At 55.5% G+C, this 16,005-nt stretch carries 14 protein-coding genes; all 14 read left to right on the top strand.

The features are described from left to right. On the top strand, positions 1-330 hold a 330-nt coding region (locus H621_RS0118915; RefSeq protein WP_028943549.1), incomplete at its 5' end, for an IS3 family transposase. A gap of 760 nt (positions 331-1,090) precedes the next feature. Beyond that, entirely contained in the window at positions 1,091-1,741 is a 651-nt protein-coding gene (locus tag H621_RS28535) for a hypothetical protein (RefSeq protein ID WP_156905631.1), read from the top strand. Position 1,742: 1 nt separating this feature from the next. Beyond that, positions 1,743-3,650, top strand: coding sequence for an integrase catalytic domain-containing protein (locus H621_RS28190; protein WP_084168000.1), 1,908 nt, complete (start codon positions 1,743-1,745; stop codon positions 3,648-3,650). Continuing rightward, complete coding sequence (locus H621_RS27785; RefSeq protein WP_028944896.1) at positions 3,637-4,614, top strand: TniB family NTP-binding protein; 978 nt, start codon at positions 3,637-3,639, stop codon at positions 4,612-4,614. The genes H621_RS28190 and H621_RS27785 overlap by 14 nt, the downstream gene beginning before the upstream one ends. Then, a complete protein-coding gene (locus tag H621_RS28530) occupies positions 4,611-7,127 on the top strand; it encodes a helix-turn-helix domain-containing protein (RefSeq protein ID WP_156905630.1) in 2,517 nt (838 codons plus the stop codon). Before H621_RS27785 ends, H621_RS28530 begins: the two co-directional genes overlap by 4 nt. Positions 7,128-7,859: 732 nt before the next feature. Then, the gene (locus H621_RS0118900; protein WP_028944895.1) at positions 7,860-8,822 is read left to right on the top strand and encodes a LysR substrate-binding domain-containing protein; all 963 of its coding nucleotides are present in this window, start codon (positions 7,860-7,862) and stop codon (positions 8,820-8,822) included. A gap of 104 nt (positions 8,823-8,926) precedes the next feature. Next, a complete protein-coding gene (locus H621_RS0118895) occupies positions 8,927-10,393 on the top strand; it encodes a 2-hydroxymuconic semialdehyde dehydrogenase (RefSeq protein WP_036990092.1) in 1,467 nt (488 codons plus the stop codon). Between the two features lie 14 nt (positions 10,394-10,407). Beyond that, on the top strand, positions 10,408-11,220 hold the full coding sequence (locus H621_RS0118890) for a fumarylacetoacetate hydrolase family protein (RefSeq protein WP_028944893.1): 813 nt from the start codon (positions 10,408-10,410) through the stop codon (positions 11,218-11,220). An 11-nt stretch (positions 11,221-11,231) separates the two neighbouring features. Next, positions 11,232-12,170 (top strand): acetaldehyde dehydrogenase (acetylating), encoded by a 939-nt coding sequence (locus tag H621_RS0118885; RefSeq protein ID WP_028944892.1) that lies wholly within the window; start codon positions 11,232-11,234, stop codon positions 12,168-12,170. Between the two features lie 12 nt (positions 12,171-12,182). After that, positions 12,183-13,211: a 4-hydroxy-2-oxovalerate aldolase gene (gene dmpG, locus H621_RS0118880; RefSeq protein ID WP_028944891.1), complete on the top strand. Its 1,029-nt coding sequence runs from the start codon at positions 12,183-12,185 to the stop codon at positions 13,209-13,211. Beyond that, on the top strand, positions 13,208-13,978 hold the full coding sequence (locus tag H621_RS0118875; protein ID WP_028944890.1) for a 2-keto-4-pentenoate hydratase: 771 nt from the start codon (positions 13,208-13,210) through the stop codon (positions 13,976-13,978). The genes dmpG and H621_RS0118875 overlap by 4 nt, the downstream gene beginning before the upstream one ends. 24 nt (positions 13,979-14,002) lie before the next feature. Further along, complete coding sequence (locus tag H621_RS0118870) at positions 14,003-14,428, top strand: RidA family protein (RefSeq protein ID WP_028944889.1); 426 nt, start codon at positions 14,003-14,005, stop codon at positions 14,426-14,428. Positions 14,429-14,438: 10 nt separating this feature from the next. Next, complete coding sequence (locus H621_RS0118865) at positions 14,439-15,011, top strand: 3-hydroxyanthranilate 3,4-dioxygenase (RefSeq protein ID WP_028944888.1); 573 nt, start codon at positions 14,439-14,441, stop codon at positions 15,009-15,011. Continuing rightward, the gene (locus H621_RS0118860; protein ID WP_028944887.1) at positions 15,008-15,994 is read left to right on the top strand and encodes an amidohydrolase family protein; all 987 of its coding nucleotides are present in this window, start codon (positions 15,008-15,010) and stop codon (positions 15,992-15,994) included. The genes H621_RS0118865 and H621_RS0118860 overlap by 4 nt, the downstream gene beginning before the upstream one ends. The last annotated feature ends 11 nt before the right edge of the window (positions 15,995-16,005 follow it).

Genomic DNA, 16,005 nt, shown 5'->3' with positions numbered 1-16,005 from the left:
AAACCGAAGCAAGAGGTGATGATTCATTCGGATCAGGGCCGCCAGTACAGCAGCTCAGACTGGCGAAGCTTCTTGAAGGCTAACAACCTGGTTGCCAGCATGAGTCGTCGAGGCAACTGCCACGACAACGCCGTAGCGGAGAGCTTTTTCCAGTTGTTAAAGCGGGAACGGATCAAGCGGAAAATCTACACCACACGCCAGGATGCTCGTGGTGATGTGTTCGATTACATCGAAATGTTTTACAACCCAAAACGACGTCATGGTTTCAACAATCAGTTGTCACCGGTAGAGTTTGAAAAGCGTTACACAGCGAGCCTGGAGAGTGTCTAGAAAACCCGGGGCGATTCACTCTGGCTTTAGCAGGCTCCACAAGGAGGAATCGAAAACGCTGCGGAGGGTGGGAAATCGCTCATACAAACTCACTCGAGTTATCTCAGAAGCAACGGAGCCATTGAATCTGCGTCGCCAAAGCTTGAGCAGTTCTGGAGGTGTTCCCGCTCCTGGAAGCACTGTAATGTCGTGGGCAGCTTCATAGGCTGCCACCGCTGCTGCACTGTCTTGACACCCATAGCACTCAGCCACCGAAACGGAAAAAGCGATTCCTCGGGCACGTCTTAGATCGGGCAAATCCAACCGGCTGTCCCTCATAGCGAAAACTCCTTTCCAGTGTCGCCCTAAACCACTAGGGAGAAACGGATTGCCTTGAATGTAGTGTCGCAACAAAAAATGTAGCAGCACTACACATGAAGCCCTACCACTACACGGCGGCGTAGCGGCACTACAAGGAGCGGTCAATGCTAGCCGTAATCCACAAATGCAGAAGTTTTCGCATTTGTTAACATATTGATTTTTCTAGTAATTATCCGCACAAGGCCGATAGATTTATTTTATATCGTGGTCTTCTAAGGTGTGCCGGATTGGGCGAAAATAAATCCAACGATCACTCATGACCTGTCAAAACGTCAGTCAGTTCTATTGCTATTTGGGACGCCTAGCGGCTGACCTGCACCAGTACACAGACAGCGCCTGAGGCAGAGAAAGATCTTGTTTTGATTAGATAGCTTAAAGCCCGTCAATACACGGAGACTTTATGGAACTTGATCTGAAATCCCATCTGCCGGGCACAGTCACGATTTCAGCTCGCACTGAATTAACAACCGGCCAACGCCATAGGCGAATCACACACTTCCCCTCGAGAAAAAACAAATCCGCTGTGGGTTGCACGGCGCTTCAGCATTCGGATTTTTGTGTTCATTTAGAATATGAAGCCGGCGTCACAGGTTACTGCAGCCGCCCCGGTAAAATTCAATTTGAACGAAGGAATGAATGCTACAGCCCTGACTTCTGCGCCCTTTTTGACAGTGGCCATATAGTTTTTTACGAACTTTTGAAGCCTGCAACCATAACTCTTCAGGTAGAGAAAGACAGGCAGAGCAGGCTCCGCGCACTTTTTAGTGAGGCAGGGCTTGTTCTGGACATAATCACACTATCCAGCATCAGCCAATCCCAAAAAATTCATAACTTGAGGCTCCTTTACCATCACGCCCTGCATGGCACGTCAGAAGGTGCACGCCAGGTGGTTGGTACGATTAATAACTCAGATTCTAATGATTTATCAGTCCAGAATCTACTGAGCAGCGGTAATCTGCCTGGAGACATTGCCTATTCAATTTTTTACAAGATGACCTCTATCAACCTTACTCAACCATTCAACCTCAGTTCCCGCGTGCGGAACTCTTAATATGCGCGCCTTAGTTGAAATCCGGGTTGGAGAACGCTATCACTACTGCGGTAAAGATTACCAAGTGATGGAGACGGACGACGAGCGAGTGCAATTACGTTCGGTCTATGGCCCTCCCCAAGTTGTCTATCAGTATGTAGCCACACTTCGGCGAGCAGTTGACCAAGGTAAAATGCTGAAGCTGCAAGAAGCCCCCATACAGACGACCCCTAACGTAATAATTGCCCGTCTCCCTAAAAAAGAAGCTCGCACCCTTGAAACAAGAGCCGCTTATGTCAAGGCCTTATTAGAAGAATGCAGCTGGGTCACAAGACGAACTCATCTCGAGTTTATTGAGGTCATGACTAAAAAAATCGGCCCACATAAAGCACCTAGCTTCACCACCTTATGGGAATGGAAACGTACATTCCTAAATTCAGGAAGAAATTTCACCTCCCTCATACCCAACACTTTCAGGCCAATAAACAAACATATTTCTCACCAGCCACCAGAAGTACAGCAACTAATAAAACTCAACATTGCCAGCTATTACTGGACACCGACCCCCTTTAGCAAGACAGCATTAATCAGCAGCATTAGGTTAATGCTGGATGCACTGAACACTCGGCGCCGAAAAACTGAGCAATTTCGCATCCCATCTATATCCACGTTTTACAGGATCATTAATGAGGTCAACGCTCACGAAACCATGCTTCATCAACGCGGCCGAAAAGCTGCAAAGAAAACTCATTACTGGGGTGCACCAATACCTGAGCCCGAGCGCCTGTTCGAGCGTGTAGAAGCGGACTCACGTCCTTTGGACATAATATTGGTGGATAAGCATGGAAAACCACTAGGGAAACCGGTGCTTACCGTCTTCATCGAAGTAAAAACTCGATTTATTATTGCCTGGCACATTTCATTTAATCCGGCTTCTTTGGACACCACCGTTCTCGTTTTGCGGGACTCATTGAACGCGGATAACCCCTATGGTGGTTTGGCTGAACTATACATTTTCGATAACGGCCCAGAATTTATTGCTAGGGCGTTGAGAAAGGTTCTCTGGTTAATGGGTGCTGAAGTTTCTTTTTGCGAGCCAGAAGAACCGAATCAGAAGCCACATGTCGAGAGATTCTTCGCAACGTGGGCCTGTGAGATAGAACATCTATTGCGTGGCACAACAAAAGAAAGCATTGAAGCAAGGGGTGACTACAATTCGGAAGAGCAGGCAATGTATACACTCGAACAAGCCCAGAGCATCTTCGCCGAGTGGCTAGATACCTATCATGCAGCCAAGCACAGCACACTGGAAATGTCTCCTAACGAAGCTTGGTCAACAGCCCTGAGCACGCAATTCCAGCCACAGAGATTTTCGGGAGACGATTTGCGGCGCTGCTTTTGGCGGTCTGCAGAAGTGACTGGCACCCCAAGCGGGCGAGTGCGTCACGACAACTTACACTGGTGGGGACCCGCAGTCAGCTACTTCATTACAAAACAACCAAAGACTAAGAAGCTTATTCTCTATTTTGATGCTGGCGATGTAGGTAAAGCGTGGGTATGCCATCCTAGCTATCCTGATGAGATACAGACTTTAACCCCCCTTCATCCTGCATATCAAAATGGCTTGACATTAGACTTCCATCATTTGATTCGAGCACAGCAAAAGGCTATTAGGCAAACTCACTGTTATTGCAAGGCTGAAGAGGCCCGAACACAACTTCTTTGGAAGATTGCCAAAGCCAACAAAAAAGGCTACCAACCACTTTTGTCAGCATTGGAAAATGGAGATCTGAATCTGCATCAGGTGACGGAGATTCTTGAGCAACCACCGTTATCCTTAGACAATGCATTGATTCATCACGAATATAACACCGCCACTCCTGAAGACTTTACTATTTCAACCGAGGACAGTCGTCATGGAGCGCGATAAGATTGACTCTCTGCTAAATACGTTCACATATTGCAGAGTTCACTTCCCGCGGTTCAACGCTGCACACTCGGTCCTGCTAGATGCGATAGAGGACACTAATGTCTCTGGACAGCCCTATGGCGCGATTTTGTGCGCTAAGACCGGGGGCGGGAAGACAACACTGTGCTACCAGGTAATGGAGCAGTATATTCAAAAATATGCAAACATCGTCAAAGGTGGTGTCGATTTGTGCGACCCCGTCATCTACTTTGAAGTCCCTAGTGATGTAACCGTTAAAGGCATGCCGCGACAGATGTTAATTGCGCTGGGCATTCCCAAACCCAGAGGTAGCCTTGAGGAAATGACACAACAACTTGTCAGTCTGCTCAAGCAAAGACGGGTCGAGCTCGTTTTCTTGGACGAAATCAACCGCCTTTGCATTGGATCTGCCAAAAAAATTCGTCCGCAAACTCTTGGCTGGATAGCGTCCTTTATTAATGCATTAGGCAAGCCAGTTATCATAAGCGGAACTGAAGAGTGTGTCGATATTCGCTCGCATCTCGCTGCATTCGCCACTCGATTTCCGTATCAAGTTAACTTAGAGTTCTTTTCATTCAGCGATGACATTAGCTCGGAATACGTTCGCACATTAGAAAAATTAAATGAGGCCAGCTCTAATGTTACGGGTCTTACCAATGACATATGCCTACACGACCCGTCCATTGCATTGAGTCTATTCTTGGCGACAGCAGGTAATTTAGGCTGGCTGAGAAAAGTCTTATTCGTTGCGCTTAAGCGTTGCCTCTTGCGTGATGATGGCAATGGCTTAAAGCTAGCCGACCTGCATTATTCTTGTGAGCGTCTCACTTTACCCACCAAGCTAATTTCCGGCAACCCGTTCTCATATGACCTCGTAAGCAATATTCGACATATAGAATCGAGAGAGGTTAAAGAAAAGATAAAGTCGCATCGGATAGTGCAATGAAAGAATTGTTTTTTGTTCCTTTTCCCCTTCCCGAGGAGAGTCCAACAAGCCTACTGAAGCGATTCGCAGTGAAGCATGGGTGTGTTATACCTGCCCAATTTTCAGGCCTTGGCGCACCATTATATAGTAGCCAGGCGCTAAGCATTACCGGAGAAGTGCCGGTCTGGATCGCAAAAAGAGCCGGCGTCTATGATGATGCGTTCTTATCCGGATTTTACCCGCCCGAAACAGCCTCATGTTTAAATAAACGCCATATTATACATGGACTAACAATCAAAGACTCAATGATACGTTGGTCCGGGAGAGGATTTTGTTCGGAATGTTGGCAAGGCGGCATGGAGTATTTTATAAAAGATTTTAGAATATGCCTCCACTGCCCCTACCACGAAAGAACTTACTTGTTTTCTTGCCCAAAATGCAACATTCAACTTTCTTGGTTCGACACGCTAACAACACAATGCCGCGCATGCAAAAGCGAGATCATCTCTCCTCTTTGCAAACAAAGTGAAGCGGTTCCCGAACGCACTCTGCTCACCTGGTTTCGGGAATCAAAGCAAGACAATTTAGACTTACTCGCCCACACCTTGCACTCACTAAATTACACCACCCCTAATTTAGGCATAGACTCGAATAGAGCCAAACTAATTGCTGCAATAGCTGTAGTTGAGGACGATCAAAACACATTGATACATTATCTTCACAAACTTCACTCCCAATATCCGCAACTTGAAAGACGGATAATTTCTTCAGCGCTATCCCTAGTGGAAACCGAAACATCAATAAATGCTGTCAGCGCCTTTCTAAATTGTACTTGCTCACACTGCTCGCCCCCCTCTTTTTCGCCCACAACACATTTAAACCCACAAAAAGAAAGCTTCCTCTTAACCAGAAAACAGATCAGAAAACTTATAAACTTACCATGGAAACAATGGCTGGAGTTTACCAAACTAACGCAACACATATGGAAAAGTGTTGGCCGCGAACGTAAAATTCCCGAAAATCTTATTTTAGAGTTGCTCGAAGATTTTGAGAAATTCAAACTACGACCCGTCGCAAATAAACCTGAATCGAGAGTCATAAACCTAACTGCGGCCGCACAAGTTCTTGGATTCACCCCACACACAGTTAGGCGGTTGATTAAGGCAGGACTGCTGGAGATCACAGTTAAAAGCGACCACAGCCACAACATCTCAGAGCACGAACTACAGAAGTTTCATGACACGTACGAAAGTTTAAACCAGCTAACTTCAAGAGCAAAGCAAAGCATAAAAATAGTCTCTCTAGCCATGCGAATTTTAAACATATTACCCATTCCTAAAAAACCATTTACCTTTCCGGTAATCATAAAGCGCTCTGATTCCGACCGAATCATCGAATTTCTAGAAGCAGCGCAGCAACGAAAAACACCTAACATTTCCAACAGAAAGAAACTTGAGTTTATCAACGAGAGTGAAATTGATGACTACTACACTTGCGCTGAGGCATCAAGATTTTCCAAATTCACACCAAGCACACTCGCTTGTCTCATTAGAAATGGATGTATCATCCCGCGAAAATTGGCAAAGAGAAGGGGAAACGCTCTATATTTGCGAAAGTCTGACATAGATGCAGCCAATTACAATTTCTTGACCGCCGGCGAATTTACAAAAATGATAGGTACAGTCCCCAATCTAGCGACCAAACTGCTGACAAGCTTAGGAATAAACCCCGTAGCAGGCCCAATTACTGGCTTTGGTACGACATCGATATTCCGAAGGCAGGATATAGAAGAGTTGATATACAAAAATTCAAATACCACAGAAGAAACAATGACAATACTTGAAGCCAGCAGCTATCTAAATTTCTCAGTGGACACTGTAATGGCGCTTCTAAAAACGCACGATCTTTCTGCAGATAGCGATGGCGCGCCTAGCGCGTTATTCATCAGTAAACTGAAGGCCAAGAATTTTTTTGTTACTCACGTAAACGCGATTACGATTTCTAGATGGTGCGGCATTCACCCTACAAAAATACAACGCTTTTTAGAGCAAAAAAACATATACCCAACACATGAAAAACCAGGCAAACCTACTGAAACCATTTATCGCTTTGACGACTTAAAGCCGGTAGGCTTTAATTTTGAAACAGCAAAAACAAACAAAACTTATCTTGATGACTTAATACTAACCAGTGACTTATGTGAAAAATTAAAAATTTCAATAAAAGGATTTCACAAAAATTTTACCAAAACTGGATTTGTGACCGCTATTTATGGGCTAGGCAAAGAATGGATAAATCAAGAGGATTACAAAAAACTTAGAAGCTTTCTCAAAAATTATTGCACTTTAGCCATGGCAGATTCCCGAGTTGGTATAACAGGATATTTCAAGTATCTAGTAGACAAAGGAGGAATAGCCATCGTAGGGGACCTCCCTCCAGAGCTGGCCGGAAAAAAATTTATCACGAACCGCGCTGTCGCCCTTCAAATTAAGCACTTGAGCCCTTCTAGAAGAATAATTGACGGGCGCACTTAATCTCGACATTTATTTATCAAAAACACCTCGCCTCGCCTGTAGCTGCCAAAATAAAAACGCCTGAATCTGTGACAAGTTGGATTTTCTGCCAGGTGGGTTACAGTGAGTGACATGTGAATTCAGAACGCGTCCTCCGACTACCCAAGAACGACATCTCGCTGTGCATCATTCAAGCCCCTCGATCGTATGTCAGTTGGCCCATATAGCGGTTAGCCAGCTTTCATGAACATCCGCGATCTACCAAGCTTTGCCCCCAGGCTATACGACTGCCAGTGAATGAAAATTCTTAGGTTCGGATTTTCTGATTTTTTGGTTCGACTCTCACTGATAAATCCTAAGTAAATCAATGCTGCCCATACGGTTTAGAGTGAGAAACGAAGGCTCCTTGGTTTTTCAGCCAGGCCTGAGCTGATTTCAGCTGCTCTGGACTGATTGCAGTAAATCAAGCCGCCACACTTGAAAGCCACCTACGTCACTACGGCGCAGGTGGCTTTTGCATAGGGAAGGATTTTTACGTCCTAGGTGCACGACCAGGCATTGATGGTTGCCAAGGGGCTATTGCATCATGGACCGACCTGAGAGAAGGATCCAACCACCCGACACCATCCGGCAATCGTAGCCACGCACCGACTCCACGCCAGCACCCGACGGCCCCGATTTGTTCCGCTGCTTGCATCGGACGACCTCAAGTGTGCAATGCTCCCCCCCAAGCCCGCCATTTGAAGGTCAAGCATGCAGTTCACTCATCTGTCCGTTGCGCGCAAACTCAAGTTCTACCAGTTGATGGTATTCGACCAGGTGCTTCAGAGCGGTTCCTTGCTACGCGCAGCCCAGGCGCTGAGCCTGACCCAACCCGCGGTAACCAAGATCATCCACGAGCTGGAATCCTACTTCGACGCGCCGTTGCTGGTCCGTGGTAACCGGGGTGTCCGAGCCACGCCATTGGGCGAGCTGATGGCGCGGCGTAGCAAATCGCTGCTTGCCGAACTGCGCTCACTGACGGACGAAGTCAATGCCTACCAGGAAGGTACCTCGGGACATGTACTGGTTGGCACCCTTATCTCCGCATCCAGTTCACTGCTGCCGCGTGCCCTGCAACTGCTCAAGCAACGAGCACCGAAGGTGCTGGTGTCACTGCGAGTGGGCCAGATGGACCAATTGTTCCCGGCCCTGGCCGTGGGCGAGGTCGACCTGGTAGTGGGGCGTGTACCGGACGACTGGCGTTGGTACCACGAGTCGTCACAGTTGGAGGCGCAAGTGCTCTATGGTGAGGAGCTGTCCGTCGTCGCAGGTGCGAATCACCCGCTGATTGGCCAAAGCCCGGTCAACCTCAAGACCCTGCTCGACTATCCCTGGGTGCTGCCGACTCGCGACTCGCTGCTGCGCCGCACCGTCGACAGCCTCTTCTACGAGGCCGGATTGGCAGCGCCCGCCAATGTGGTGGAGTCCTTGTCGATTCTCACCAATATCAGCCTGATGCAAGACCAGCAAACCGTCGCCGTCATGCCGCTGGAAGCGACCCGCCAATTCACCGGAGTCGGATTGCTGGCCAGCCTGGATCTGGGCACCCACCTGCAGTTCGGCGACATCGGCTACTTCCACGCCGGCAACCGCGAACTGGGGCCGGCAGCACGCCTGTTCCGCGAATGCCTGGAGCAGGCTGGCGCAGAGCAACATGGCGAACAGCCGAGTTAACAGGCAGCTATTCCGAATGCCAATATCAGGCAGCAATTAATTCATTACTCGCTTATAGAAAGACTCCATAGACTCCTCCGAAATTCCAAGAATCGGAGGTTATCGTGCCCAATCCCCTGCCCCTGCTACGCCACTTCGTGAACGGAGAGTTCGTTGCCACCGCCACGACGTTTGACAATGTATCTCCCGTCGACGGTCGCACCCTGGCTCGGGTCTGCAAGGCCGACGCGGCGCTGGTGGATAGTGCGGTAACCGCGGCCAAAGCGGCCCAGGAGGGCCCTTGGGCAAGCTACAGTGCCAGCCAGCGAGCGGACGTCCTGCAGCGAATCGCCGAAGGCATCGAGCGCCGCTTCGAGGAATTCGTCGCTGCGGAAGTAGCCGATACCGGCCGCCCCGTACAGCAGGCCCGGACCCTGGATATCGCCCGCGGCGTTCACAACTTTCGCACTTTCGCCGAGCTGATTCGCCAGGCCGGCGGCGAGTACTACGAGATGCGTACCGCCGATAACAACGATGTCTTCAGCTACACGGTGCGCAAGCCTCACGGCGTAGTCGCCATCATCTCGCCGTGGAACCTGCCTATGCTGCTGCTCACTTGGAAGGTCGCGCCTGCGCTGGCCTGTGGCAACTCGGTGGTGGTCAAGCCCTCGGAAGACTCACCCTCCACCGCCACCCTGCTGGCCGAGGTTATGCAAGACGCTGGCGTGCCGGCGGGCGTGTTCAACCTGGTGCATGGTTTCGGGCCGAACTCGACCGGCGAATTCCTCACCCGTCACCCCGATGTGGACGCCATTACGTTCACCGGTGAGTCCCGCACCGGCGCCACCATCATGAAGGCGGCAGCCGAGGGCGTGCGCGAGGTGTCCTTCGAACTGGGTGGCAAGAATGCCGCCGTAGTCTTCGCCGACTGCGATTTCGACGCCGCGGTCGCGGGCGTGTTGCGCTCCAGCTTCACCAACTCTGGCCAGGTATGCCTCTGCTCGGAACGGGTCTACGTCGAACGGCCGATCTACGAGCGTTTTGTCGCGGCCCTCAAGGAGGGCGCCGAAAAGCTCAAGATCGGCTACCCGAATGAGGACGGCGTCAACATGGGCCCGCTGATCTCGCACAAACACCGTGACAAGGTTCTGGGCTACTTCGAACTGGCCCGCCGCGAGGGTGCCACGGTCGTCACCGGTGGCGGCGTGCCACACTTCGGCGATGCCCGGGACAATGGTGCCTATGTGCAGCCAACCATCTGGACCGGGCTGTCCGATGACGCCCACTGCGTGCGTGAGGAAGTCTTCGGCCCGGTCTGTCACATCGCCCCGTTCGACCACGACGAAGAAGTGATCCGTCGCGTCAACGACTCCGCCTATGGCCTCGCCGCCGCCGTCTGGACCACAAACCTCAAGCGCGCCCACAAGGTATCGCGCCAGTTGCGCGTCGGCATGGTATGGGTCAACACCTGGTTCCTCCGTGACCTGCGCACACCCTTCGGCGGTGCGCGACTCTCCGGCCTGGGCCGCGAGGGCGGCCGTCACTCCCTGGACTTCTACTCCGAAGCCACCACCGTTTGCGTCAACGCCTGAGCAGGAGTATTCCCATGCATGCCGTCCTCCTCGAAGCCGCCGATCTCCTGCGCCAGGCGCAGCTGAGCGGCCAGCCCTGCCCACCGGTGCGCGAGTTGATCGCCACCGCCCAGGCTAACGAACCGAATGCCGAGGCGATCACCCTGGCTTACGCCGTGCAACGCCACAACAACCAGCTCGCTGTGGCCGCCGGTCGCCGTCCGGTGGGCCGCAAGATCGGCCTGACCAGCTCGGCAGTGCAGGCCCAACTGGGCGTCGACCAGCCGGACTTCGGCCTGCTGCTGGCCGACATGGTCCGCGGCGACGGCCAGCCGATCGCATGGGTGGACTGCGCCCAGCCCAAGGTCGAGGCCGAGATCGCCCTGGTGCTGGAGCACGATCTGCCCCACGAACGCCACACCGTAGCCGACCTGATCCGCGCCACCGCCTATGCCCTGCCGGCGATCGAGGTGGTCGGCAGCCGCATCGCCAACTGGGACATCAAGCTGGTCGACACCATCGCCGACAATGCCTCGTCCGGCCTGTTCGTGCTCGGCACCCGTCCCGTGCAGTTGGACCAGCTGGATCTGGTGCGTTGTGGCATGAGCATGACGCTGCGCGGCGAGCCGGTGTCCGTCGGTGCCGGCGCAGCCTGCCTGGGCAACCCGCTGAACGCCGCCGTCTGGCTCGCCGACACCATGGCCCGCCTCGGCGAGCCACTGCGAGCCGGCGACATCCTGCTTACCGGGGCGCTCGGGCCGATGGTCGCGGCCCAGCCGGGCGACCAGTTCACCGCGCACATCCAGGGCCTGGGCAGCGTCACCGCGGCCTTTGCCAATCGGGATTAAGAGGAGCCTCCATGAGCAAGAAACTCAAAGTCGCCATCATCGGCTCCGGCAACATCGGCACCGACCTGATGATCAAGGTGCTGCGCAATGCGCAATACCTGGAGATGGGGGCCATGGTCGGCATCGACCCGGCATCCGACGGCCTGGCCCGCGCAGCACGTCTGGGCGTGCCCACTACCCATGAAGGCGTCGAGGGCCTGACCCGCCTGCCGGTCTTTAACGAGATCGACTTCGTCTTCGATGCCACCAGCGCCGGCGCACACATCAAGAACGACGCCTTTCTGCGCGGCCACAAGCCCGGCCTGCGCCTGATCGACCTGACGCCGGCCGCCATCGGTCCCTATTGCGTGCCGGTGGTCAATCTGGAGCAGCACCTGCAGGCGCTCAACGTCAACATGGTCACCTGCGGTGGCCAGGCAACCATCCCGATGGTGGCAGCCGTGTCGAGGGTGGCCAAGGTGTACTACGCCGAAATCGTCGCCTCTATCGCCAGCAAGTCCGCCGGCCCCGGCACCCGCGCCAACATCGACGAGTTCACCGAGACCACCAGCAAGGCCATCGAGGTGATCGGCGGTGCCGCCAAGGGCAAGGCGATCATCGTCATGAACCCGGCCGAACCGCCGCTGATGATGCGCGACACCGTGTTCGTGCTGTCCGAGGCCGCCGACCAGGCCTGCATCGAGGCCAGCGTAGAGGAAATGGCCGCCGCCGTGCAGGCCTACGTGCCAGGCTACCGCCTGAAGCAGAAGGTGCAGTTCGACGTAATCCCCGCGTCCACCCCACTGAACATCCCCGGCCACGGTCGCTTCTGCGGGTTGAAGACCTCGATTTACCTCGAGGTGGAAGGCGCCGCCCATTACCTGCCGGCATACGCCGGCAACCTCGACATCATGACCTCCGCCGCGCTGGCCACCGCCGAGCGCATGGCGCAGTCGCTGTTGAACGCCTGAGGAACGCCCCCCATGAACGGCAAGAAGCTGTATATCTCCGACGTGACCCTGCGTGACGGCAGCCATGCGATCCGCCACCAGTACAGCCTCGATCAGGTGCAGGGCATCGCCCGCGCCCTCGACCAGGCCGGCGTCGACTCAATCGAAGTGACCCACGGCGACGGACTGCAGGGCTCGTCCTTCAACTACGGCTTCGGCGCCCATACCGACCTGGAGTGGATCGAGGCGGCGGCCGAAGTGATCGAGCACGCCCGGCTCACCGTGTTGCTGCTCCCCGGCATCGGCACGGTGCACGATCTCAAGGCCGCCTACGACGCCGGCGCGCGCTCGGTGCGGGTCGCCACCCACTGCACCGAAGCGGATGTTGCCAAACAACACATCGAGTACGCCCGCTCGCTCGGAATGGACACCGTCGGTTTCCTGATGATGAGCCACATGATCCCGGCCGAAGCACTGGCAAAACAAGGCCAACTGATGGAAAGCTACGGCGCGCAATGCATCTACATGGCCGACTCCGGCGGGGCCATGAACATGCACGACATCCGCGACCGGATGCGAGCTTTCAAAGCGCTACTCAAGCCCGAGACCCAGACCGGCATGCACGCCCACCATAACCTGTCCCTCGGCGTGGCCAACTCCATCGTCGCGGTAGAGGAAGGCTGCGACCGCATCGACGCCAGCCTGGCCGGCATGGGCGCCGGTGCCGGGAATGCGCCTCTGGAGGTGTTCATCGCTGCCGCGCAACGCCTGGGCTGGAACCACGGCACCGATCTGTACCGCCTGATGGACGCCGCCGACGACCTGGTGCGCCCGCTGCAGGATCGCCCGGTACGGGTCGACCGTGAAACCCTCGGTCTGGGCTATGCCGGGGTCTACTCCAGCTTCCTGCGCCACGCCGAAGTGGCTGCCGCCAAGTACGGCCTGAAGACCCTCGACATCCTCGTCGAACTGGGTAAGCGCCGCATGGTCGGCGGCCAGGAAGACATGATCGTTGACGTCGCCCTCGACCTGCTGGCCCAGCACCCGGAGAACCGCCCATGAGCACCGATATCGCCCGCATCGCCACCGCGCTCGACCAAGCGGCACGGCGTGCCGAACCCCTGGCCCAGTTCAGCGCAGAGACCCCCTTCTCGCTGGACGACGCCTACCGCATCCAGCGTACCTCCATGCAGCGCCGCTACGACGATGGCGAGCGCTGCATCGGCATCAAGCTGGGCTTTACCAGCCGCGCCAAGATGATCCAGATGGGCGTCGACAGCCTGATCTGGGGCTGGCTCACCGATGCGATGCTGGAAGAGGACGGCGGCCTGGTCGACCTGGCGCGCTACATCCACCCGCGCGCCGAACCGGAGGTCTGTTTCCTCACCCGCCGTGACATCGACCGCCCGCTGACACTGCTGGAAGCTGCGGATTACGTGGAGGCAGTTGCTCCGGCGCTGGAAATCATCGACTCGCGCTACCAGGCCTTCAAGTTCAGCCTGGAGGACGTGGTGGCAGACAACTGCTCCTCCTCCGGCCTGACCGTCGGCCCCTGGTCGCGAGATTTCTCCGCGCTGGCCAACGCGGGTGTGGTGATGCGCCTGGACGGCCGCGCAGTACAGGTCGGCTCCACCGCCGCGATCCTCGGCCAGCCGCTGCGTAGCCTGGTGCAGGCCTCGCGTTTGCTGCACGACGCCGAGCGAGTGCTACCGGCCGGTAGCCTGGTGATGGCCGGTGCCGCCACCGCCGCCGAAGCGCTGCGTCCGGGCATGCATGTGAGCGTCGAAATTCAGGGCCTGGGCGAAAGCAGCTTCAGCGTGCGCCCCTGACCCAAACCCACAAGGAACCGCATCATGAGTGACAACCGCGCCACCGTCGTCGCCGGCAAGGCCAAGCCTCGCGGCCGCTTCCCCCACATCAAGCGCGCCGGCGACTTCCTGTTCGTCTCCGGCACCAGCTCGCGCCGCCCGGACAACACTTTCGTCGGCGTCGAAGTGGATGAAATGGGCACCACTACTCTCGACATTCGCGCGCAGACCCGCGCGGTGATCGAGAACATCCGCGACATTCTCGCCAGCGAGAACGCCAGCCTCGCAGACGTGGTGGAGATCAGCACCTTCCTGGTCGATATAAACGACTTCGGCGGTTACAACCAAGTCTATGCCGAGTACTTCGACGAAACCGGGCCGACCCGTACCACCGTCGCCGTACACCAACTGCCGCACCCGCACCTGCGCATCGAGATCAAGGCGGTCGCCTACGCGCCCCACTCACGTTGAGATAATAAAAATGGACAAGCACCACTTCAGCCCGCCGCTCAACTTCAATCGCTGGATCGAAGACCACGCCCATTTGCTCAAGCCACCGGTGGGTAACCAGCAGATCTGGCACGGCAGCGACTTCATGGTCACGGTGGTTGGCGGCCCCAACCAGCGCACCGACTTCCACGACGACCCGGTGGAGGAGTTCTTCTACCAGTTCAAGGGCAACGCCTACCTCAACATCTGGGACCGGGGTAGCTACGAGCGTGTGGACCTGAAGGAAGGCGACATCTACCTGATGGCGCCCCATGTCATCCATTCGCCCCAGCGCCCCGAACCCGGCAGCCTGTGCCTGGTGATCGAGCGCAAGCGCCCGGCCGGGCTGCATGACGCCCTGCAATGGTCCTGCGCCCGCTGCGGCCACCTGATCAAACGTTACGAGATGCAACTGGAAAGCATCGTTGCCGACCTGCCGCCAGTGTACGAGCGCTTCTACGCCACCAGCGATGACGAGCGCCGCTGCCTGGAATGCGGTGCGATCCATCCCGGCCGTGACTGGCAGACCTGGCACAAGACACTCCAGGAGTTCCACCCTTCATGAAAATCGACATCCATTCCCACTTCTTCCCCACCATCAGCCAGGAAGAGGCTGCCCGCCTGAACCCCGAACGCGCGCCCTGGCTGCACACCGAAGGCCGGCGCGGCCAGATCATGCTCGGCGACAAGCCCTTCCGCCCGGTGCACGACGTGCTCTGGGACCCCGTCCGCCGCCTTGAACATCTCGACGAACAAGGCCTGGACATCCAGGTGATGTGCGCCACCCCGGTGATGTTCGGCTACGACCAACCCATTGAACGCGCCCTCCCTTGGGCGCAACTGATGAATGACCGCGCCGTGGAAATGGCCGCCCATGCCCCCGATCGCCTCAAGGTGCTGGCCCAGGTTCCGCTGCAGGATATCGATGCCGCCTGCCGCGAGGCCAGCCGCGCCAAGGCCTGCGGTCACATCGGCGTGCAGATCGGCAACCACGTCGGCGACAACGATCTGGATCACGACGGCCTGGTAACATTCCTCCACCATTGCGCCAACGAGAACATCCCCCTGCTGGTGCATCCGTGGGACATGATGGGCCGCGAGCGCATGAAGAAGTGGATGCTGCCCTGGCTGGTCGCCATGCCGGCGGAAACCCAGCTCGGCATCCTCTCGCTGATTCTCTCCGGCGCCTTCGAAACCCTGCCCGAGTCCCTGCGCTTGTGCTTCGCCCACGGTGGCGGCGGCTTCGCCTTCTTGCTCGGCCGTGTCGACAACGCCTGGCGCCACCGCGACATCGTCCGCGAGGACTGCCCCAACCTGCCCTCCAGCTACGTCAAGCGCTTCTACGTCGACTCTGCCGTCTTCGACCAGCGCTCGCTAAAGCTGCTGGTGGATGTGATGGGTACCGACCGTGTGATGCTCGGCTCCGATGCGCCGTTTCCGCTTGGGGAGCAGCAGATCGGCGCTGGCGTCCTGGAGCACCCGGCACTGTCTGAAAGCGACAAGCATCGCATCGTTGCCGGCAACGCCCGGGAGTTCTTCGGTCTCTGATTCCCTTTGGT

Origin of the sequence: Pseudomonas vranovensis DSM 16006, from assembly GCF_000425805.1 — a bacterium.
Classification (GTDB): Bacteria; Pseudomonadota; Gammaproteobacteria; order Pseudomonadales; family Pseudomonadaceae; genus Aquipseudomonas; species Aquipseudomonas vranovensis.
The sequence above is the reverse complement of the archived record's forward strand: the minus strand, read 5'-3'. Positions and strand labels throughout refer to the sequence as shown.